The following is a 20,802-nucleotide window of genomic DNA, read 5'->3' on the forward strand; positions in this document are numbered from 1 at the left end:
ACGCGCGCACGGTGTACAGGCGGCCGGGCGGCGCAAATCCATACGTGAAACACGGGAAGAGACGGATACCGCGCTTATCAACCGGCAGGCGTCCAGGGGGTGTATCAGACCCTGTTTACATTTGTGTCTCGGACGCCGGAGCATCCCTTCTACATGGGTCTCTCCCGCGTCCTCCCCTTCGTGCCCACGGTGTCCGTCGTTCCCTCCAGGTCCTCCGCGAGGGCGCGTCCGGGGCCAGGCAGGAGCTCGCGCCTCGCGGTCCTGGGCACCGCGCTGCTCCTCGTCTTGATGTCGGCCCCCATGGCGCATGCGGCGCTGGCGCCGGCCACCGTGCCCGCGGTGGACGGGTGGCGCTTTCGCTGGGGTGACTCGCCGCTCGGGCCCGAGGGCGTCCCCACCTGGGCGAAGGCGACGGGCACGGAAGAGGGCTGGCAGCCGGTGGACGCGCTGAAGGAGCCGCCGGGCCGTGGCGCGAACACGCTGCTCTGGTTGAGCATCCCCATCCCCGAGGGGACGTGGCTGGAGCCGGCGCTCTACCTTGGAAGCGTCGCCAACGCCTTCGAGGTGTACGCCGGCGGCCAGCGCATCTACGCGAGCGGGAAGGTGAACCCCTCCGGCCGCGAAAGCATGGACAGCATGGCCTGGCACCTGGTGTCACTGTCGCCCGAGGTGAAGGGGCAGCGCATCCTGCTGCGCATCCAGGGGAACGGGCCCGCCATCGGCGTGACGCAGGGCGCGCGGGTGGGCTCGCGCCACGAACTGCTCGCCGAGGTGACGCGCATGGGGCTGGCGCCGTTCGTCATCGGAATGCTGCTGCTTGCCATCGCCGGGGTGACCACGGGCGCCGCCGTGCTGCGCCGCCAGTCGCGAATGCTGGTGGCACTGACCGTCTTCGCCGGTGGCTCGGGCATGCTGCTGCTCGGCATGAGCAGCCTGTTCACCGCGCTCTGGGACCTGCGCGGCGTCAGCAATCAGCTCACGCTGCTGGGTGCCTACTGCATCCTTCCGGGCCTCGCGTGGTTCATGTCGGACACGATTGGCGAGGGGCGGATGCGCTGGTTCCGCATCGGCGCGGCGGTGGTCTGCGTGCCGGCCGCGATCCAGGGCGTCCTCGTCCTCGTGGACATGAGCCTGGCCCAGGGGCTCCTGCCGCTCATGATCCTCTATTCGCTCCCCGGGATCATGGTCTGCGTCGGCGTCGCGTCCGTCGAGTCCTGGCGCGGTAACTCCGACGCCCGCATCTTCGTCATCGGCCTGGGCATCCTCTTCTTCTTCTGCGTCCTCAGCACGCTCCCCATGTACGGTCTGGCGGAGGCGGCTGACAGCCAGCTGCACTGGGGCTTCTTCGCGCTCACGCTGTCGCTCGTGGGCATCGTGGGACACCGCTCGTCGCGGGTGATGCACTCGCTCGCGCAGCACACGCGCAGGCTGGAGGAGCGGCGCAAGGAGGTGCGCCAGCTCGCCGACAGCATGGGCAGCGGCGCCGGAGAGCTGGCCGCGGTGGTGCAGCAGCTGCGCGCCACGAGCGAGGAGCAGACCACCGGCATCAGCCGCCAGGCGACGGCGCTCCAGCAGCTGGAGCACACGGTGGAGGAGATCCGCCAGAGCTCGCACGTGACGGCCGACAAGGCCCGCATGATGGCCGCCTCCGCCGAGACGGCCGAGCAGGTGGGGCGGGACGGCGGCGCGGCGCTGGAGCGCACGCTGACGGACCTCTCCGCCATCCGCACCGAGGTGTCGGAGATGGCCCGCCACATCCTCGCGCTCGATGCGCGCACGCGCGAGATCGCCGGCATCGTGGACGCGGTGAAGACGCTGGCGGACCAGTCGAACATGCTGGCCATCAACGCGGCCATCGAGGCGGTGCGCAGCGGCGACAGCGGCAAGGGCTTCGGTGTGGTGGCGCGGGAGATGCGCAGCCTGGCGGACCAGTCCATCCAGGCCACCCAGCGCATCCGCGACGTGCTCGACGGGGTGAGCGCGAGCATGCGCGAGGCCGCGAAGGTGAGCGAGCAGGGCGAGCTGCGGGTGAAGGGCAGCCTCGACGCGGTGCGCTCCTCCGGCGTGCAGCTGCAGAAGCTGGCCTCCATCATCAGCGACACCAGCTCGAGCGTGCGCCAGATCACCGCCGCCGTGGCCCAGCAGGACACGGGCACGCACCAGATTGCCCAGGCCATCCAGGAGCTGTCCGCCCAGATGCAGCGCACGCTGAAGGTGGTGGACGAGACGCAGAACGTCACCCACTCCGTGCAGTCGCTGGCCCAGCGCCTGTCGGGCGTCGCCGACCATGCCCTGCGCTCCGGTTCGCTGGACGACCAGGCCGTGCCGGCCCCGTAGCCGCGACCGGAGATTTCGCGCAACTTCCGGACTCCTCCCGGGTTCACAGGCCATTTCCCGGAGGAATCACCGCATGAAGCAACACGGAAGGACGACGTTCATCCTGGCGCGCGGGCTGTTGGCCCTGGGTCTCATCGGCTGTGGAACCGCCGAGGACGCCCTCGAACCCACCGCGGAGGCGCCCCTGGGCACGTCCCATGCGGCCCTCACGGTGTACGAACAAGCCGCGCTGGACACGGCCCAGACCTCGGCGAGCTGCACGCCGCTGGGGAACTTCTACTGGGAGCTTGGCACTGGAGCGGGGCCGCTCTACGGAATCCCGCGAGGCAGCGGCGTGTCGGCCACGACGGTGATGCCCATCGCGTCCGCGAGCAAGTGGCTGTACGCGGGGGCCTACGTGCAGTCCAGGGGGTACGCGAACCTCACCCTGGACGAGAAGAAGCGGCTCAACTTCACGAGCGGCTACATCGACGAGAACACCACCCTGTGTGGGGACGCGGGGACGACCGTCTCGGATTGCTACGGACCCGCCTACAAGAACGTCTCCTTCCGCTCGCTCCAGAACGGCCGGTATTTCTACAACGGAGGCCACATGCAGAAGCTGGCCCTGGACGATATCGGCGCGAGAAAGGGCACGGGGCTGGCGAGCGTCATGGACTGGATCAACGCCCGGCTGGGCACGACCCTGCCGGAGTCCGACAGCGACGTCGCTCCGGCCGGGGGCTTCTCGGGCAGCGCGGCGCACTACCGCGTCTTCCTGACGAAGCTGCTCACCAACCAGTATGAGCTGTCCTCGAAGCTGACCGTGGACTCCGTTCCGGCCTGGCAGGGTGGGCCCAACGTGTCCTTCACGCCGTGGACGGGGGGCCAGGCGTATTACGGGCTCGGGCACTGGATCGAGGGAGAGACCGTCAATGGCGCGTGGACCGTGACGGGCCACTCCTCGCCGGGAGCGTTCGGCTTCTATCCCTGGGTGAACGCCGCCAGGACCCGGTACATGCTCCTGGCCCGCAGTCGCCAGCTCGGCGAGGAGGAGGGCGAGAAGTCACGCGTCTGTGCCCAGGCCATCCTCAAGGCCTACGAGCTGGGCGTGCCGCAGCCGTAGTCGCCATGCGGCGTCGCGCGTCGGTGCCTGCGACGCGCGATGCCGCTCCTCGAGACGGGTCAGCGCACCTCGAAGTCGTAGATGCGCGTCGCCGGGTCGCCGTTCTGGGAGGGCGTGGTCACGTTGAGCTTGATGTAGCGCGCCGAGGTGGCGCTGATGGCGTGGGTCGAGCTGTTGGCGGTGTTGGTGGTCACCGTCACCGGGGTGCTCCACGTCGTGCCGTTGCTGGAGGTCTGGACGGTGAAGGCCCGGGTGTTCCAGGTGCTTGATTCACCGCCCGCGCCGGCATGCTTGACGACGAAGCTGCTGACCGTCTGCGCCGAGCCGAGATCCACCTGCAGCCAGGCAGGAGAGGCCAACGAGCAGAACTTGTCGGTGGTGCCGCCCGAAACGCTCCCGTTGACCGCCTTGCCCGGCGTTTCGCTGCTGTTGCAGGCGCTGGAGCCGGTGGCCGGTTTGTTGAGCGCCAGGTTGACGTTGCCGGCGCCGACCGAGACGGTCTGGGTCTTGGTGTGGCTGGCGCCGCCGTTGTCGGTCACGGTCAGGCTGACGTTGTAGTTGCCGGTGCTGGCATAGACATGGCTGGGGTTGGTGGCGGTAGAGCCGCTGCTGTCGCCAAAGTTCCAGCTGCGCGAGGCGATGCTGCCGTCGCTGTCGGTGGAGGCGTCGCTGAAGATCGCGGTCAGTCCGCTCACGGTGACGCCGAAGTTGGCCACCGGCGGGGTGTTGCCGCTGACCGCGGTGTTGATCGCCGCCGCGTACTGCGCGCTCGTGCCCTGCGCCGAGCACTTCTGGATGTCGTCGTAGAGCCACATGAAGCCGCCGTTGATGCCGGCGGTGCTCTTCCAGTTGCTCATCTTGCTCTGCACCGTGGCCGGACTGTCGCCGCTGGTGCAGCCGGTGCCGTGGCGCGACCACAGGCCCGGGTCGACGGTCATGCCCATCGCGGTGTTCCAGCTCGCCGGGTTGTTGCCGGCGCCGCCGTCGTACACCTGGAGGTAGATGCCGTCGACCGCGCTGCCGAGGTTGTCCTTGAGGCTCCTCCAGAAGGTCTGCTGGGTGTAGGGCGCGAAGGTGATCTTGAAGCCCAGGCCCACCAGCATCTGCCCGAACTGGGTGGTCGGGGCGAGGTCGTAGGCGCTCTCGTCGTCGAAGTTGACCGCGGCGGCGCCGGTGGCGGTCTTCAGCGCCTGGAAGTTGCGGTACAGGATGCTGTTGCTGCCGGTGCCGCAGACGAGGGTGCTGCCGCAGCCCGTGGCGGTGCCGTTGACCAGCCGGGCCATGCGCTCGAAGTCAGGAACGCTCCAGGCGCCAATCGACACTTCGATGCGATTGACCGAGGTCGGCGCGGTCTTGAGCGTGGCCAGCCGCGTCGGCCAGGCCGGGTCGCCGATGTAGGCGCCATTCTTGACCACCGGGATGTCGTTGTAGACCAGGTCGCCGTTGTCCTCGATGTGGAAGCTCCAGAGGATCACGGTGGTGAAGCCCGAGTTGCGCAGGTCGTCCATCACCGCGGTGCCGCCGGAATAGAACGGGCCACCGCCGTAGATCGCCGAATCGGCATCGGCCACCGGCGCGAATGCGGCCAGGGCAAGGGCGGCGAGCGCCGGCCAGGCTCGGCGGGCGGGGAGGAGGCAGGACGAGAGCTGCTTCGACTTCGGCATGGTTCGATCTCCTGTCGCGGGCCTTGGCGACAGGCAGACATTGCGAGTGCCGAAATCGGAATGTCAATTCTATTCAGGTATACTTGAATAGTCTTGAAATTCCATTAATCCCTGCCAGGTCTGGGGGGCGGCGCCGGAAGTCACCCGGAGAGCACGGGCAGGAGCAGGACCCGGAGGTGGTCGGCGAGGAAGCGGTAGCTCACCCCGAGGCGGCCGGCCTCCGTGCGCAGGTCCGCGCCCTGGAGCACCTTGAACGCGGACTGCCGCGTGGCATGGAAGAGCCGGTCGTCGTTCCCTCCCGGGTTCAGCGAGGGGCCCCACTCGGCCAGGGGAAACCGCGCCCGCAGCCGCTCGCGCTCCAGGTAGTCCAGGTGCTCCGTCGGGCCGGGCTCGGGGGACTGTTCCACCTCGTTGCTCCAGTCGATGGCGGGGAGGAACTCCGCGTAGGGCATCAGCCCGCTGGAGGCCAGGGAGTCTCCCGCGAGCGCCGTGAGGATCGCGTTGATGACCTCCGGCAGGTTGACCAGGTCGCTGTGGGAGTCCTCGCGCACCGGGGGCACGTAGGCGCGGTAGCAGTGGGTGGGCAGCCCAGGCAGGAACGAGGACTGGAAGAGCACGGTGCCATCCCCGTTGGAGAGCTTGCCTGGCGCGGGCGGCGGCTGCGAGTGGAGCGTCCAGCCTCCCGGCCCCATGCGCGCCGCGTAGTCCGTCTTCCCGTTCAGGCCGACGATGACCACGGTGCGCGACGCGAAGCGCTGGGCCACGTCCTGCGCCTGCAGGCGGGTGAACTGGTAACCGCTGTAGGAGAAGCGCAGCAGCGGGTCGCGCAGCTCGCGGTGGTAGGAGTTGGTCCAGGAATCGGCGCGGTAGAGGTCCTGTCCGGTGCGCACGGGGTACTTCAGCACCGCGTCCAGCCCGGGCACGCGCGTGGGCCAATACTCGCGGGGGGCCACGAGGAGGTTGAAGAGACCCGGCATGCTCGCCGCGGACTGGCGCAGGGTGGCATTGCTCATCAGCCAGTCCGCGGGCGTGCCGGTGCCATCCTCGATGACCCGGATGGGCTTGAGGGCGCCCCAGAAGGGCGGCGCGCAGAACACGATGCGCTCGATGGCGTCATCGAACTCGCGCGTGGAGGCCAGCATCCGCAGCAGCACGCAACCGCCCATGCTGTGGGTGACGAAGCGCAGCGGCTGCCCGTCCGTGCGCAGGCTTCGCAGGAAGAGCGCCAGCCGCTGTGCCTCGATGCCGATGCCGTCGCGCCAGTCGAAGTTGAAGCGGCCCCACCCGATGCCCGCGAGATAGTCGGCGTAGTGATCGCCGATGACGGGCAGGGTGATCGTGGAGCGTGCGTAGATGAACTGCCCGGGGCTGTCGACTCCGCCCTGGGGCGTGACATTCAAGAAGGCGAGGTTGTCCACCTCGTGCCAGATGCCCGTGTCCAGCCAGAGGGTGTCACGGCGTTGCCGGTCGTACAGCTCACTGCCCATCACCCCGTGCAGGAAGATGGCGCGCCGGGGCGAGTTGCGGATGTCATTGAGCCATCCCGGCCAGACCTCGTTGGCGTAATAGTCGTGCTTGAGCAGCATGGCCCCCCCGGGAGGCCGAAACCTGGGAGCCCCCGCGGCCGGGCACAATCACCCTGAGGGACGGGCTGGCGCGCGAAGGCGCCGTCATCGAGCGGCAGTGCGTCCCCAGCGGAGCGTCAGCCCGACATGGCCCGTCAGCGGCTGGCGGCCGTCCCGCAGGTCGAGCGGAAGCTCGAGGCCGCCCTCTGCTCGCAGCTCGAGGGACGGATTCAGACGGAACGCAACGCCGAGCGAACCGCCCGGTGAGGCAAGCAGGTGTGTGCCATTGAACCTGCCTTGAAAGACGGTGAGCGGTCCCGCGAAGGCCCCCATCAGCGAGGCGCCCCCGGTGATGGTCCACGTTCGATTGATCCGGTAGTCGAGCAGCGTCTGCGCCCCGAGGCGAAAGTTGACGGGCTCCGTGGAGTTGTTGGTGACGGGCACGTACCAGGCACCCGCGCTGGGGGCGACCGACAACGTCCAGGGGGAGCGCTCGACGAGCCGGTGCCGGGTCCCGAGCTCGAGGCCCAGCAAGGTGAGGCGACCGCCCCAATCCCAGTTCTCGCCGGCCCCCTTGCGGAAGGTGAGCTCGGGATTGGGCAGATACGCCCGCTCCCGGCCGCGCTCGAAGGCGAGCGCGTTCAGTGAAACGCCGACCTCGGTCGTCCCCTCGGGGGTCGTCGCCGCGCCGAGGTTCCGCGCTCCGCTCAGACAGCCGGGGGCGAAGAGGAGCATCCCACCCAACCCCAGCAGGGCCCGCGCGGCGTGCCGCGGCGTCATGGCGGCCATGCGAAGCGCACCCAGACCGGATGGTGATCGCTCCCAGCAGGACGCCTGTCCACGCCGCGATCCACCGCAGAGAGACCCCGGACGAAGACGGAGTCGAGCGGCAAGCCGCCGATCACGGAGTCCACGGTGTCACCCACGCCTTCCGAGGCCCATTGGTATCCCCGCTCCGAGAACAGCTTCACGGTCTGCTTGAGGCTTCCCGGGTCGGAGGTGTTGAAGTCGCCAGCAATGACTTGCAACGGTTCCGTTCCGTCGACCGCGTCGATGATCGTCTCCGCCTGATCGAGCCGTCCGCTGAGCCCGACGATGGGGGTCGCGTTGTGCACGGAGACCACCTGGACGGGGGTCCCTCGGATGTCCAGCGTCGCGACGACGGCGATGCGATGCTGCTGGTGATACGGGTCGTCATGGGGAAGGTTGATCTTCCGATCCGCGGTGATGGGCCACCGGCTCAACAGCGCGTTTCCGAAGTCATCGCCATCCACCTGGACGGAGGCGGGGTAGTAGACGTAGGCCAGCCCGAGCTCCCTTGCGATCCTGTCCACGGAGGTGGCGTCCATCTCCTGCATCGCGATGACGTCCGCCTCCGCGAGCGGAGGTCTCGTGAGGGCCGTGATCGCCTCGGAGACGTTCTCGGCGAAGGCGAGGTTGAACGTCACGACGGTGACCGGAGAGGGCTCCTCCGCGGCGACGGCGCCAGGAGTCCGATGGTCTCCGCTGTATCTCGGTCCGGTCTCGTCGGGGTAGTTCTCCGCGAGCGGGCACGCGGTCAGGAGCGCGAGCAGGAGGAGCGCCCACGCCGGCGCGACGAGCGGGCCCTTGCTTCGCGGGAAGGTCTGTCGCGGGGACGCGACCCTCCTCTGCGCGACTCGGCGTGCTTCGTCGGGCGGCAATGACTGACTCATTGCGTACATGAACGGTGCGGGGGACCAAAGATTCCGTTCGCCGCGGCCTTGAGGGATGCCCCATGCGCTTCCCGGTGTGGTCGTTCCCCATCCGACGCACCCTCCGGCTCCAGGGTCGATGGCCGGCGGGGCAAGCCAGTCCCACCCTCAATCCCGACATGCTTCCCGGCGTGGAGGGACGAAGCCGCTCATTCCGATCCACGAGAGGTGGGGCCGTGCGGTGGGGACAATGGCCGTGAGGTCCGGGGGGACCAGCTCCGCAGCCCTCGTGCACCTCGCGATGGTGCTGCTGCTGGCCGCTGCCTTCCCGGCCCACGCGCACGAAGTCCCCGCGGATGCGCCACTCGCCGCGGCGCCTCCGAGCCGGAATGTCTGGCTGGCGCTGGGCGAGGTGACGGCGGCGAACGCGGCGATATGGTCGGTGAACCGGTTCATCCGGAAGACCGACTGGTCCGAGGTGAGCCCGGAGGTGTGGGGGCGCAACCTGACGGGCCGCTTCGAGTGGGACGCGGACAAGTTCACCGCCAACCAGCTCGACCATCCGTACCACGGTGGCATCTACTACAACATCGGGCGCGACAATGGCTTCAGCTACTGGGAGTCCGGCCTCCTCACCTTCCTCGGCAGCCTCCAGTGGGAGGTGTTCGGTGAGAACAACCCCCCGTCCACCAACGACATCATCAACACCAGCCTCGGAGGTCTCGCCGTCGGCGAGGTGCTGTACCGGCTGTCCTCGATGATCCTGGACAACAGCGCCACGGGCTGGGAGCGGGGGGGCCTCGAGGTGGCGGCGGGCCTGCTCAACCCCGGGCGCGGCCTCAGCCGGGTCGTCCGGGGCGAGGCGTGGCGGGTCGGGCCCACGCCGCGCGAGTCGACGCCGCTCCACTTCGCCGGCTTCGCGCGGGCGGGGTTCCTCCAGGAGGGAGATGCCACGAAGGGGCAAGTGGGCGAGGGCCAGTTCTTCCTCGGGTTGGGCCTGCGCTCCGGCGACCCGTTCCTCGACGACTTCCACAAGCCGTTCGACAGCTTCTCGGTGGACGCCAGCTTCATCACCCGCCAGGACCACTTCCTCAGCCAGGCCGAGGTGCAGGGGCTGCTCGCGCTCACCCCGCTGGTGCGGCGACCCCGGTGGCAGGTCCTGCTGGGCGCGTACCAGTTCTACGACTACGTGGACATTGGCAACTACCAGGTGGGCGCTCAGTCCTTCAGCGGGAGCCTGCTCTACCGCCACGAGCTGAAGGGAGCGCTGGATGTGCGGGCGACCCTGGACCTGCGGGGCGTGGCGCTCGCGGCCATCTCCACCGACCCCTCCGAGACAGATGGGCGGGGCTACGACTACGGGCCGGGGCTGGGAGTCACGCTGCGGGCCGCGTTGGGCTCCTGGCCGTGGGAGTACGCAGGCCTGGAGTTGGAGGCGTCGTGGATCCGCACCCTGGACGGGACGTCGAACGACCACCTGATTCAGGAGGGGCGCCTCCATGCGGACATCCCGGTGTTCCATGGACTGGGGTTGGGCGGCAGCGTCCAGCTCTTCCGGCGTGACAGCCTCATTCCCCACGAGCAGGCCGACACCCAGAAGAACCCCCGGTTCCAGGTGTTCGTGTCGTGGCACTGAGGTCCGCGGCCTTCCTGCCTTCCCGTGGGTGCGCTTACCGCGGCGCTGGTGAGGGCGCCTGGCGCACGCGCCGCCACTTCACCTCGCCCACTGCCGTCGCGCCGCCGCTCGTGGGGACGGGGACGGTGTACGCCAGCTCGTCGCCGGTGAGGGTGAAGGCGCGCTGCTGTCCGGTGCCCTCCCAGTTCGGAAACGAGGCGTGGTCGATGTGGAAGGTGAGGGTGCCCGTTGCGCCATCCACCGTGTAGCGGCCGAAGTGCGAATTGCTCCCCTGCACCGTGGCCTTGTACTCCTCGGGCGTGCCCTGACTCTTGTCGTTGGAGGCGAACCGGGCGCGGCCCGCGCGGAGGATGTGGAGGGAGTAGCGGCCCTGCGCGTCGAACATGAGCAGGCCCTGGGGCTCGGGCCCGTAGAGCTGCACGCGGCGGCCATCGGGGTACACGTTGTCGCAGAGCACGAGCGTCCACGTCCCCGCGAGCTGCTTCGAGGACCCCTGCTCCCGAGGCGCGGCGGCGAGGAGCAGCAGCGACACGGCGGCGAGGGTGAGGCTTCGGGACAGGTGCATGGCGCGCCTCACATGAGCAGGCCGCCACCGTCCACGCAGAGGACGGTGCCGGTGAGGAAGGGGTTGGTCATCGCGAAGAGGGTGGCGGCGACGGCCACGGACCGGCCAATGCCAGAGCCCGCGCCGATGACCACCACCCTCTTGCCTTCGAGCTGCATGCGTCCACCTCCGGATGGAATGTTGTAACCCCACCAAGAGGTTACGAATGCGGATATGGGCTGAAGTTCGTAACCTGTCAATACGGTTTCATGCTTTGTTGGTGACGCACATGGCACGCTCGAAACGTTCCACTCCGGAAACGCACGTGGCGCCGACAGGCGAGCTGCGCGACGGGTTCAAGTTCCGCTCCGGCCGGCTTTGCCTGGACCTGCCGGCGTCGCTGGTCGCGCGGTTGAAGGCCGAGCCGAAGGACCTGCTGGAGACGCCGCACGACCTGGGCCGCTGGCTCGTGGCCGCGGGGCTGGCGGCGAAGGATCCGAAGCCCACCGACGAGGAGCTGCGGCAGGCACGCGAGCTTCGCGAGGCCCTCTACCGGTTGGCGGTGGCCCGCTTGCGGAATGAGGACCTGGACACCAGGGACAGGGCGCTGGTGAACCGGTGGGCGGCGGAGCCCCCTCCGGCGCCGCAGCTCGGGCCCCAGGGGCTGACGTGGACGAGCGGTGGCGTGCCCTCGCTCCTGGCGGCGGTGGCGAGGGACGGTGTGGAGCTGCTGGGGGGCCCGCTGGCGGAGCGCATCCACAACTGCGAGGGCGAGGGCTGCGCGCTGCTCTTCGTGGACACCTCGCGCTCCGGCGAGCGACGCTGGTGCTCCATGTCCGGCTGCGGCAACAAGGCGAAGGTGGAGGAGTTCCGCCGACGCCAGCGGGGAGAGGGCGGGTAGGAGGAGCGCTCGACTACACTGCGCTCCATGCCTCGAATCCTCAGCGGCGCGCTGCTGGTCCTCACCCTGAGCGGCTGCGCAGCCGCCCCGCCCAAAGGAGATGCACCCGTGCGCCTCGGCAACTTTTCCGTCAGCCTCACCGTCAAGGACCTCGCCGTATCGCGCGCGTTCTACGAGAAGCTCGGCTTCCAGGCCATCGGCGGTGATCCGGCCCAGAACTGGCTCATCCTGCAGAACGAGACCAGCACCATCGGCCTCTTCCAGGGCCTGTTCGACAAGAACCTCCTGACGTTCAACCCGGGCTGGGATCGCAACGCCCAACAACTCGCCGACTTCGACGACATCCGCGAGCTCCAGCGGACGCTCCAGGCCCGCGGTCTCACCCTGACCTCCGTCGCCGACGAGTCCTCCACCGGCCCCGCGAGCCTCATGCTCATCGACCCCGACGGCAATCCCATCCTGCTGGATCAGCACGTCCCGAAGCCGGAACACTGAAGACGGGTCGCACAGGCCTCATGCCGAGGGGGCGGAAGTGACACCGGTTCCGCCCTGAATTCTCATAATTCGATTTGACCGACGCTGGACGGGATTCCTACCGTCTCGCCCTGTTGCGCCCAACCCGACGCGCGGAATCGAGACGGAAGATGAGAACGCTCTTGTTGTGTGGACTCACGATGGTGCTGGCCCTGGGCTGTTCCGATGGACCGGCGCCGCAGGTGGACGAGGCGGAGGGCTTCGCGCTGCTCCAGCGCGACGCGACCACGCTCGAGGCGACCTACCGTGCGGGTGGCGCGTCCGTTCGCGCGCTGGTGGTCGAGACCTCCCAGGACGTCGTCGAGGTGACGTACGACTTCGGTGAGACGGTCATCGGCTTCCACATCGACTACAACCAGGGCGTCGGGAACTTCTCGCCGAGCGGAAACCCGCTCGATGCGGCGCAGGCGCAGCTGCTCACCCCGCTGCTCGAGGGGCTCTCCAAGGCCGTACCGGAGGAGGAAGGGCAGCGCACGCGCGTCGAGAACGCGGCGATGCGCCAGACGAGCTTCATGCAGATCGTGCCGGTGGGCGAGCTCCTCACGGCGTACCAGTTCGTCTCCGAGCGCGGCTGGACCCACATCTCCTGCTCCTGCGGCAACCAGTACATCGGGTCCGGCTACTACCGTCAGGCCGGCATGGGCTGCGGCTGCAACGGCGGCGACAATGGCTGCAAGGGCCGCTGTGGTCAGGGCTGCGGCGTCACCAGCACCCCCCGGTGCGTGGGCACGACGGCGTACACGCAGGACTGCGCCAAGCACGACTACGGCCTCGGCAGCTTCTCGGCGGCCTCGGACGACTATTCGTTCGCGTCCAACAACTGCAGCTGCAGCGGGGTCGGCACCTGCTACTAGCCTCCTTCCCCAGGCTGCTCGTCGCGTGGGCCGTCGTCGCGGGCGCGGTCCTCGGATGCAGTCGCGCCTCCGGCCCCTGTCCCGATGGCGCGCGGCTGCATGGCCACGCGCCGCCGGAGGGGACCCTGCAATGGTGCGCCAGGCCCGACGGCACGAAGCATGGCCGCTGGGCGGAGTGGCACCCCAACGGCAAGCTCAAGACCGAAGGCAGCTACGTCGACGGCAAGATGGAAGGCCGCTGGGTGAGCTCCTTCGAGACGGGCGTGAAGCAGTCCGAGGGCGAGTACCGCGGCGGCCTCAAGCAGGGCCTCTGGACCCTCTATTACGAAGAGGGGCAGAAGAACCGCGAGGAGCTCCACTCCGCCGGATCGCGCGAGGTGAAGTGGAGCGCGTGGCGCTCGGACGGGACGAAGTGGGCCGAAGGGACCCTGCTCGGGCATCGTGCGCAGGGCCTCTACTCGGAGTGGCACCCGAACGGGACGCTGGCCGTGCAGGGCCACTACGAGGATGGCGGGAAGACCGGTGAGTGGAAGTACTGGAGCGTCGACGGCAAGGCCTCGGCCGCGCCGCAGGGCGACTTCGCGAGGGACTGAAGTCTTGAGCCGCTCCTCGTTCACTGGCGAGAACGCGTGAGGCTCCATCGCAAGCTCGGGCCCGCCGTCGCGCTGCTCCTCGCGGCGGCGGGCGCGTGCGGTGGACCGCCCGCGCCCGCGGTGCAGCGGCAGGCCGTGGTGGGCGGAGTGTTCGAGCCAGGCTCCCCGGCCGTGGGGGCCATCCTCCCGGTCGCGCCGACCTGCGGCGAGCCGGCCGAGGCCTCGCCAGTCCTCTGCACGGGGACGTTGATCGCGCCCCGGGTCGTCCTGACCGCGGCGCATTGCGTGGAGAACGTGGACGCTCCGCAGCTGCTCTCGGTGGTGTTCGCGCCCGAGCCGGCGCGGGCGCTCACCGCCGAGCGCGTGCGCGCCGTCGAGGGCCGGCTGCACCCTGACTGGCGCGCGGGGGCGCATGACGTCGGGGTGCTGATCCTCGCCGAGGATGCGCCTGTCGCGCCGGTGCCGCTGGGCCTGTCGGCGCTGCCGGCGGACGTGGTGGGGCGGACCACGAGGGTGGTGGGATTCGGTGTCGACGACGAGGGCCGGGTGGGCGGCCGGCGCAGTGGCACGGCCCGGGTGACGGCGGTCCAGGCGGAGACCTTCTCCATCTCGGCCGCGCCCGGGATGTCGTGCGGCGGAGACAGCGGCGGTCCATCGTTCCTCGAACTCGACGGCATTGAGCGCCTCGTCGGCGTCACCTCGTATGGCGATCTTGCCTGCACGACGGGCACCAACATGCGCGTCGACGCGCATGCGGCCTTCGTTCAGGCGATCCTCGACGAGGTCGCAGTGGCGCCGCCCACGCGGCCTTCGCTCGACCCGGGGGTGGACGCGTGCGCCGCGCCGTGCCGGAGCCATGCGGACTGCCCGATGGGAATGGCCTGTGTCACCGGGACCGGAGGAGGGAAGAGCTGCGCGGTGGCGGGCCTCGAGGCCGGCCGCTTCGGCGCGGTCTGCACCGGGCCCGACGCAGAGCGGCTGTGCGTGAAGGCGGGCGACGCATGCCGGTTGTGGCTGCCCTGTACCGAGGAGGCCAGCGGAGGTGGCTGCGCGGTCGCGAGGGGCCGCGGTGGCGCGGCGGGCAGGAGCGGAGCGGGGACGTTCGCCGCGCTGCTCGCGTTGGCGGTGTTCCTGTCCGGCCGGGGCATGCTCGCGGGCACACGGTTCGGTTCTCCCCTCCGCTGACCTTGATGACCCGGGAGTTCATGTTGGGGGCGCCGCGATTCAGTCAGTCTCCGGGGCTGGCAGTCATGAAGGCTGCCCACTTCGGAAGTAGCCGATGCACTTGTCTGGACTTCGCTGGCGGGCGCTCCTGCTGTGCGGTTGTGATGCCAGTGTTCCGGACCCCGGCTCGGCATGTGGAGCATGGACAACCCCGCCGCGATTTCCCAGACGTTCGCGATCCAGCAGACCATCGGCAATGAATTGCTGCAGCGGTAAGGCTTCTGTTGCCGGGCAGCTCAGGCCGTTTGTGGTAGGGTGATAGACATAAAGCCCCTGAAATTCGACGGGGACGGGGGACGACATGGCGCGACAGACTCCATCCGCGTTCAGCCTGAAGGTGGGTGCGTACAGTGCCGAGGCGCTGGCCGTCAGCACCTTGTCGGGGAGTGAGGGACTCGGGCGCCTCTTCGACTTCCGGGTGGAGTTCTTCCCCAAGGACGGCGAGCCTCTGGCCCCCGAGGATGCGATGGGCAAGGACGCGCTGCTCTCCGTGTCCGTGCGCGACGGCGCGCCCCGCTACCTCCATGGCTGGGTGCGGGGCCTGGAGTCACTCGGAGTGGTGGGCGGTCGGCGGCGCTATCGGGTGCACGTGGTGCCCAAGCTGTGGCGGCTGACGCAGACGCTGCGCAGCCGCATCTTCCAGGGGAAGGCGGTGCCGGACATCCTCAAGGCCGTCTTGAAAGATGCAGGCATCGACTTCCGTCTGGCGCTGCACGGCAGCTACGCCGAGCGCGAGTACTGCGTGCAGTACCGCGAGTCCGACTTCGCCTTCGTCAGCCGCCTCATGGAGTGGGAGGGCCTCTACTATTTCTTCGAGCATTCGGAAGAGGCGCACACGCTCGTGGTGGTGGACAAGTCCGCCACCCACGCCTCGCTGCCGGGGGGGAGCTTGTTGCCGGTTCATGAGGACGACGGGCGCGCGTATGAAGGCGAGTTTTTCTCCCACCTGGAGGTGGTGCACCGATTGCGCCCGGGTGCGGTGCACCTGAAGGACTATGACTTCGAGAAGCCCGCGCTGGACGTCTCCGGGAAGGCCAAGGCGCCCGAGGGCGTGGCCGGGTTGGAGCTGTATGAGTACCCGGCCGGCTTCGTAGCGCCCGGTGTGGGCAAGGCCGTCGCCCAGGCCCGTCTGGAAGCCGCCAAGGTGGGCGGCCTCACGCTGGGGGGCGAGGGGATTTTTCCGCGCCTCACCCCTGGCTTCATGCTGGAGGTGGATACTCCCGGGGACGGCACGTTCGCTGGCGAGTACCTCGTCACCGAGGTGGTGCATGTCGGCAGCCACCCGGATGTCTCCGCCGGGGAAGAGTCGCTCCAGGGGCTCTACCGCAACCACTTCCAGTTGCTGCCGAAGAACACACCCTTCCGTCCCCGGCGCACCACGCCGCTGCCCATCATCCCCGGTCTGCAGACGGCCACGGTGGTGGGGCCCGCAGGGGAGGAGATCCACACGGACGGGCACGGACGGGTGAAGGTGCAGTTCCACTGGGACCCCGAGGGGAAGAAGGACGAGAAGTCCTCGTACTGGGTGCGCGTGGGCCAGCCGTGGGGCGGCGTGGGCTGGGGGCATGTGCGGCTGCCGCGCATGGGCCAGGAGGTGCTGGTGCGCTTCCTGGAGGGCGACCCGGACCGACCGCTTATCACCGGTGTCGTCTACAACGGCGCCAACTCCACACCGTACGGGCTGCCGGACGAGAAGACGAAGTCCACGCTGCGCAGCGCCTCCAGCCCCGGCGGCGATGGCTTCAACGAGCTGCGCCTGGAGGACTCGGCCCAGGCCGAAGAGGTGTTCGTCCACGCCCAGAAGGACGAGACGCTCACCTCCGAGAATGACAAGACCCAGGAGGTGGATGGTTTCGAGGCGTTGCTCGTGCGCAAGGACCGGACGCGCACCGTCGAAGGTCATCAGATCCTTGACGTCACGTTCGATGACTTCAGCCAGGTCAGGGGCCACCAGACCCTGCGCGTACAAGGACACCGCACCACGGAGGTCTCCAGCAACCACGACGAGGAGGTGGAGGGCAACCAGTCTGGCTCCGTGGCGAAGAACCACCAGTCCACCATCCAGCAGGCGGTGATGGAGTCGGTGGGCGCCGCCAGGGCCCTGACGATAGGCGCGGGCTATTCCGTCAACGTGGGGCTGGCCCTGAACGAGGCCGTCGGCGGCATGAAGTCCGTGGAGATAGCGGGGTTGCTCGCCGAGGCCGTCGCGGGCAGCCGTCAGGAAGTTGTCGCCCAGGACAAACAGAGCCGAGTGGCCAGCGATGACCGGACCGCGGTCGCGGGGAACGTGACGCGGACCACCGGGAAGGACTGGGGAGAGGATATTGGCCGGGAGACCCAGATCGAGGTCAAGGAGAACTCCTCCTGGCTGGCCCGGCAGTTCGAACTGAAGGCGGAGCTGTTCCAGGTCATCGTGAACGGGCAGGTGGCCATCCGCATCGAAAAATCTGGCAGGGTCCAGTTCTTCGGCAAGACCCTCACCCTGGAGGGAGACTGATGCCCATCCAGCTCAAGGCAGCAAAGCTCCAGAAGCTGGCCAGCGGCCCCGGGGCCCAGCAAACGCTCGCGCTGAGGGCCCTCCAGAACGAGACGGTCCAAGACGAACCGCCCGTCGTCAAGAGAGTCCAGGTCGTCGGTCCTCCCCAGAAGTCCTCCTCGAAGCCCATCGCCTGCTGCGGGTGGGCCGAGTTCTCTGTGGCGGAGTACAGCGCCCCGCTCAGCGAGGAGGGCAAGAAGAAGACGAAGTGGCTCATCCGCGACGCGAAGACCAAGGCCACGCTGCCGCTGCCGAGCTGCAGCAAGGCCGAGGGCGCCCGGCTCCGGATCGAACGCATCCCCGATAACTGGGAAGGCAAGACGCTCGACGTGCATGCCTATCTCCAGAGCCCCAAGGACGACGTCAAGGCCTCTCTGACCGTGCGAACGAGTGGGCAGGTGGGCCAGTTCATCGAGCGGGTAAGGATGGCCGAGTTGGCCTATCCGTCCTGGTCGGGCGAGCAGCTCGTCAACAGCCTGCGGCGGGTGGCCGGCTATGACGCCAACAATTTCAGGAGCATGTATGGGGGACTGCCCCGGGCGTTGGAGCTGACGCCCAGCGGTATGTTGACAAAGGCCGACATCGATTCCATGCAGCTGATGACGCGCCACAGAGTCGACGGTTGCGTGGAGTTCGGAATCGCCACCGATGCCCTGGGCGAGTCCGTCGCGTTGGGGCACGTCCTGACGGGAATCTCCGGCGGGCAACACCGCAACAAGAACATCGACCTGACGCCCAGTCTCTCATTCGGCGGCGGCGAGCTGATGGACAACCTCTACGCCGTCACCATCGCGGGCGATCTGGGCCAGATGGCGGTCATCGTGCACCACGAGGGCGCGGCGGCCTACATTGGCTTCGGGACGGATGCCACGGACGCCGAGCTGACCGGGGACATCGACGGCTTCCTGCTCGGTGACAGGCTCCGCTACTACGCGAAGGGCAGGTCGTTGAACCAGGCCGGCACGAGCGGGGCCACGCTCAGCGGGATCCTGCACGACTTCTACTGTGTCTTTGAGCGCGGCGGAGCTCACCCCAATACGGCTGCGGATCGCTACCTGCGTTTCTCGAAGTACAGCCGCGCGGAGCTGCTGGACCAGACGAAGCGGTTCGCCACCAACTATGCGTACGCGACCCAGGGCAAGTGGGCGGGCATGAGCAGTGACGCGGACGAGAAGGACTCGGACAATGCGGTCGCTGCCTTCTGGACGTGGCTGGCGGGCAAGGTCACCATGGAGAGCGGAACCAAGAAGTAGGACACGAGCCATGGCGTCGCGATGCAGCGATGCCAGGAGTGGTCACGCATGGCAGGGAGATCAGCGGTCCTGGCGCTCTTCGGGGTGCTCCTCTGCCAGGTTCTAGCGGCGGGGTTGTCCGCATTGGATGTGGTCCCCTCGTGGCAATCCACCCGTGTGGGGCTGGTGCTCGGGCTGGTCGTCCTCTCATGGGTCCTGGCGCTGGCCGTCCGGGTCCCTTGGGCGAGACAAACGTGGAGCAAGGTGCTCCTGCGCCTCATGCTCGCGGCGCTCTTGTTGGCAGGGGGGTGGTTCTCCACCTTCTCCGCGCTTACGGCGGAAGGCTTCGCCGTCGGGGGCCGAGAACTCGTCCGAACGACCATGCTCGGAGCGTCCGCAGGCGAACTCTATACATACGAATACTCGGGGGTGCCTGACGGATTCGAGGGCTCCGCCCTCATGGTCCGGCAAGGATGGCTTCCGGTCATGCGCCGCCTGCTAACGACTCCCTCCCGCATCCAGGACGTCCAGCAGGTGGGAGACACCTTGCGCGTTGAACTGGAGCCATCGTCTGGCGGAGCATCCCCCCAGGTCGTGCACTGCCAAATCTCTTCTCGGACGTGCAACTGACGGGAAGGTGTGTCGCCTGGGTTGGCAGCTCTCAGCACCCCTTCACGCAAGGTGTGGGCGCCGCGACTCGGACGAGGACGTACAGAAGCTCAAGGCAGTCCTCCAGGACCGCAGCATGAAGACGTGGACAACTGCCTGTCCTCGCTAAGGCGGCGGGCAGGACCGTCGATTTCTACGAGGTGGATGGAGCGACGTGGAGCCCAAGCGCAGGCTGCCCATGATTCACGCCTGCTCGGAGGGCGGACGGGACACGCTGGCTCAAGTGTCGCGCACCTGGGGTGCCTGAGCTTTATGAACTGCAGCCCTCATCCAACACCCCGATAATACGAAGGTGAGGATGGACGAGAAGATGGACGTGCTTCCCGGGTACACCCTGGACGCGATCGTGCGGCAGGGCGAGAGCGCTGTTGTCTACCGGGGAGCATCCGCCGACGGCCGCCGGGTGATCGTCAAGATGCTGCGCTCCCAGCAGCCCTCCGCCAGAGAACTCGCGGAGCTCCGCCACGCGTTCGAGCTCGGGCGTGAGCTCGACTCTCCGGCCGTGGTGCGCACGCTGTCCCTGGAAGCGTCCGGCGATCGCCTCGCCCTGGTGTTCGAGGATCGTGGAGGACGGTTCCTCGACGAGCTGCTCGACGCTCCCATGGAGGTCGGCCGTGCGCTCAACCTGGCCGTCGGCATCGCCGAAGCGCTCGCTGACCTCCACGGCCACGGCGTGATCCACAAGGACGTCTGCCCGGAGAACCTGGTCGTCGATCCTGAGCTGGGCCACGTCCAGCTGACGGACTTCGCCCTCGCTTCTCGCGGTGGGAGCGCGCGCCCGTCTCTCCTCCCCATGCCCAGGCAGGTCGTGGGGAGCCTCCCCTACCTCTCGCCCGAGCAGACAGGTCGCGTGGACCGTCCCCTCGACGCGCGCACGGACCTCTACTCGGCGGGCGTCGTGCTGTATCGGGTGCTCACTGGGCAGTTGCCCTTCCAGGCCGAGGATCCGCTGGGGTGGATCCACAGCCACCTTGCCCGCACGCCCCGGCCGCTCGTGGAGCTTCAGCCCCACCTGCCGGCCGTGGTGTCGGACCTGGTGATGCGCCTGCTGGCGAAGGCGCCCGAGGACCGCTACCCGACAGCGCAAGGGCTGCTCATCGACCTCCTGAACTGCCGCCAGCAATGGACCTCGAACCAGCGAATCGAGCCGTTCGCCCTCGGCACCAGCGACGGGCTCGGACAGCTGCGAACACCTCAGCTGATCCCGCTGCGAGAGGCCGAACTCGAGCAGCTGCGCTCCGCCTTCGAGCGGGTGGTGGCCGCGAAGCTCCCGGAGCTGTTCGTGGTCCTGGGGGAGGCTGGCGTTGGCAAATCGTCCCTGGTGACCCAGCTCCGGGCCACGGTCCTCGACAAGGGCGGCCTCTTCCTGACGGGCAAGTTCGACCAGCAGCAGGAGGCTCCCTACGCTGCGTTTGCCCACGCGTTCCAACCCCTCTTCCGGCAGCTTGCCGCAGAGGACGCATCCCCGAGGGCTCGCTGGCGAGAGCGGCTGGATGCGGCGCTCGGCACGAGCGGGCAGCTGATCGCCGACCTCATCCCCGAGCTGCTCCTGGTGACCGGGCGGCTGCCGGAGGTCGCGCCGCTGCCTCCCGTCGAGGCCCAGAGCCGCTTCCTCCAGGTGTTTCGACAGCTCCTGGAAGCACTCACCGAGGAGCACCCGGTGACGCTCTTCCTCGACGATCTGCAGTGGGCCGACGAGGCCAGCTTGCGGCTGCTCCAGCATCTGGTGTCCCAC

Annotated in this window: 17 protein-coding genes and 1 pseudogene; 12 read left to right on the forward strand and 6 right to left on the reverse strand. The window is 68.5% G+C overall.

The window, feature by feature from the left end; translation table 11 throughout:
* The first annotated feature begins 153 nt into the window (after positions 1-153).
* Together D7V93_RS02700 and D7V93_RS02705 are read left to right on the forward strand one after the other, a co-directional pair.
* Complete coding sequence (locus D7V93_RS02700) at positions 154-2,337, forward strand: methyl-accepting chemotaxis protein (protein ID WP_120641853.1); 2,184 nt, start codon at positions 154-156, stop codon at positions 2,335-2,337.
* A gap of 73 nt (positions 2,338-2,410) precedes the next feature.
* Complete coding sequence (locus D7V93_RS02705) at positions 2,411-3,442, forward strand: hypothetical protein (RefSeq protein ID WP_120641854.1); 1,032 nt, start codon at positions 2,411-2,413, stop codon at positions 3,440-3,442.
* A 59-nt stretch (positions 3,443-3,501) separates the two neighbouring features.
* Here the strand turns inward: D7V93_RS02705 and D7V93_RS02710 are convergent, their stop codons facing one another.
* The 4 genes from D7V93_RS02710 to D7V93_RS02725 all read right to left on the reverse strand — a co-directional run bounded on the left by D7V93_RS02710 (position 3,502) and on the right by D7V93_RS02725 (position 8,119).
* Positions 3,502-5,106, reverse strand: coding sequence for a PKD domain-containing protein (locus tag D7V93_RS02710; RefSeq protein WP_120641855.1), 1,605 nt, complete (start codon positions 5,104-5,106; stop codon positions 3,502-3,504).
* A 140-nt stretch (positions 5,107-5,246) separates the two neighbouring features.
* Positions 5,247-6,692 carry a lipase/acyltransferase domain-containing protein gene (locus D7V93_RS02715; protein WP_120641856.1) on the reverse strand — a complete coding sequence of 482 codons (1,446 nt, stop codon included), beginning with the start codon at positions 6,690-6,692 and terminating at the stop codon, positions 5,247-5,249.
* Positions 6,693-6,776: 84 nt separating this feature from the next.
* Positions 6,777-7,460 (reverse strand): hypothetical protein, encoded by a 684-nt coding sequence (locus D7V93_RS02720; RefSeq protein ID WP_244237068.1) that lies wholly within the window; start codon positions 7,458-7,460, stop codon positions 6,777-6,779.
* Positions 7,448-8,119 carry an endonuclease/exonuclease/phosphatase family protein gene (locus tag D7V93_RS02725; protein ID WP_244237069.1) on the reverse strand — a complete coding sequence of 224 codons (672 nt, stop codon included), beginning with the start codon at positions 8,117-8,119 and terminating at the stop codon, positions 7,448-7,450. Before D7V93_RS02725 ends, D7V93_RS02720 begins: the two co-directional genes overlap by 13 nt.
* A gap of 481 nt (positions 8,120-8,600) precedes the next feature.
* Between D7V93_RS02725 and D7V93_RS02730 the strand changes: the two genes are divergently transcribed.
* The gene (locus tag D7V93_RS02730) at positions 8,601-9,980 is read left to right on the forward strand and encodes a DUF3943 domain-containing protein (RefSeq protein WP_158623633.1); all 1,380 of its coding nucleotides are present in this window, start codon (positions 8,601-8,603) and stop codon (positions 9,978-9,980) included.
* Between the two features lie 34 nt (positions 9,981-10,014).
* Here D7V93_RS02730 and D7V93_RS02735 read toward each other — a convergent pair whose 3' ends face one another.
* Both D7V93_RS02735 and D7V93_RS02740 read right to left on the reverse strand, forming a co-directional pair.
* Positions 10,015-10,545, reverse strand: coding sequence for a lipocalin-like domain-containing protein (locus tag D7V93_RS02735; protein ID WP_120641859.1), 531 nt, complete (start codon positions 10,543-10,545; stop codon positions 10,015-10,017).
* Between the two features lie 8 nt (positions 10,546-10,553).
* Positions 10,554-10,703, reverse strand: a complete 150-nt coding sequence (locus D7V93_RS02740; RefSeq protein ID WP_208722894.1) for a hypothetical protein — start codon at positions 10,701-10,703, stop codon at positions 10,554-10,556.
* Positions 10,704-10,849: 146 nt separating this feature from the next.
* Between D7V93_RS02740 and D7V93_RS02745 the strand changes: the two genes are divergently transcribed.
* From D7V93_RS02745 to D7V93_RS02780, 9 genes and pseudogenes are all read left to right on the forward strand, one after another.
* Complete coding sequence (locus tag D7V93_RS02745; protein WP_208722895.1) at positions 10,850-11,425, forward strand: CGNR zinc finger domain-containing protein; 576 nt, start codon at positions 10,850-10,852, stop codon at positions 11,423-11,425.
* Between the two features lie 108 nt (positions 11,426-11,533).
* Positions 11,534-11,920 carry a VOC family protein gene (locus D7V93_RS02750; protein WP_120641860.1) on the forward strand — a complete coding sequence of 129 codons (387 nt, stop codon included), beginning with the start codon at positions 11,534-11,536 and terminating at the stop codon, positions 11,918-11,920.
* Between the two features lie 149 nt (positions 11,921-12,069).
* Positions 12,070-12,813, forward strand: a complete 744-nt coding sequence (locus D7V93_RS02755) for a hypothetical protein (protein WP_120641861.1) — start codon at positions 12,070-12,072, stop codon at positions 12,811-12,813.
* Positions 12,814-12,938: 125 nt separating this feature from the next.
* A pseudogene (locus D7V93_RS46385) lies at positions 12,939-13,028 on the forward strand (toxin-antitoxin system YwqK family antitoxin); the annotation flags it as partial.
* A gap of 27 nt (positions 13,029-13,055) precedes the next feature.
* Positions 13,056-13,406, forward strand: a complete 351-nt coding sequence (locus D7V93_RS46390; RefSeq protein ID WP_244237073.1) for a toxin-antitoxin system YwqK family antitoxin — start codon at positions 13,056-13,058, stop codon at positions 13,404-13,406.
* Positions 13,407-13,442: 36 nt separating this feature from the next.
* A complete protein-coding gene (locus tag D7V93_RS02765) occupies positions 13,443-14,591 on the forward strand; it encodes a S1 family peptidase (protein WP_244237070.1) in 1,149 nt (382 codons plus the stop codon).
* 340 nt (positions 14,592-14,931) lie between these two features.
* Positions 14,932-17,127, forward strand: coding sequence for a type VI secretion system Vgr family protein (locus D7V93_RS46395; RefSeq protein WP_244237071.1), 2,196 nt, complete (start codon positions 14,932-14,934; stop codon positions 17,125-17,127).
* Positions 17,127-18,419 carry a hypothetical protein gene (locus tag D7V93_RS46400; protein WP_244237072.1) on the forward strand — a complete coding sequence of 431 codons (1,293 nt, stop codon included), beginning with the start codon at positions 17,127-17,129 and terminating at the stop codon, positions 18,417-18,419. The genes D7V93_RS46395 and D7V93_RS46400 overlap by 1 nt, the downstream gene beginning before the upstream one ends.
* 946 nt (positions 18,420-19,365) lie before the next feature.
* Positions 19,366-20,802: serine/threonine protein kinase (locus D7V93_RS02780; protein ID WP_147451015.1), on the forward strand; the 1,437-nt coding region annotated here is incomplete at its 3' end.

The organism is Corallococcus llansteffanensis (genome assembly GCF_003612055.1).
Classification (GTDB): Bacteria; Myxococcota; Myxococcia; order Myxococcales; family Myxococcaceae; genus Corallococcus; species Corallococcus llansteffanensis.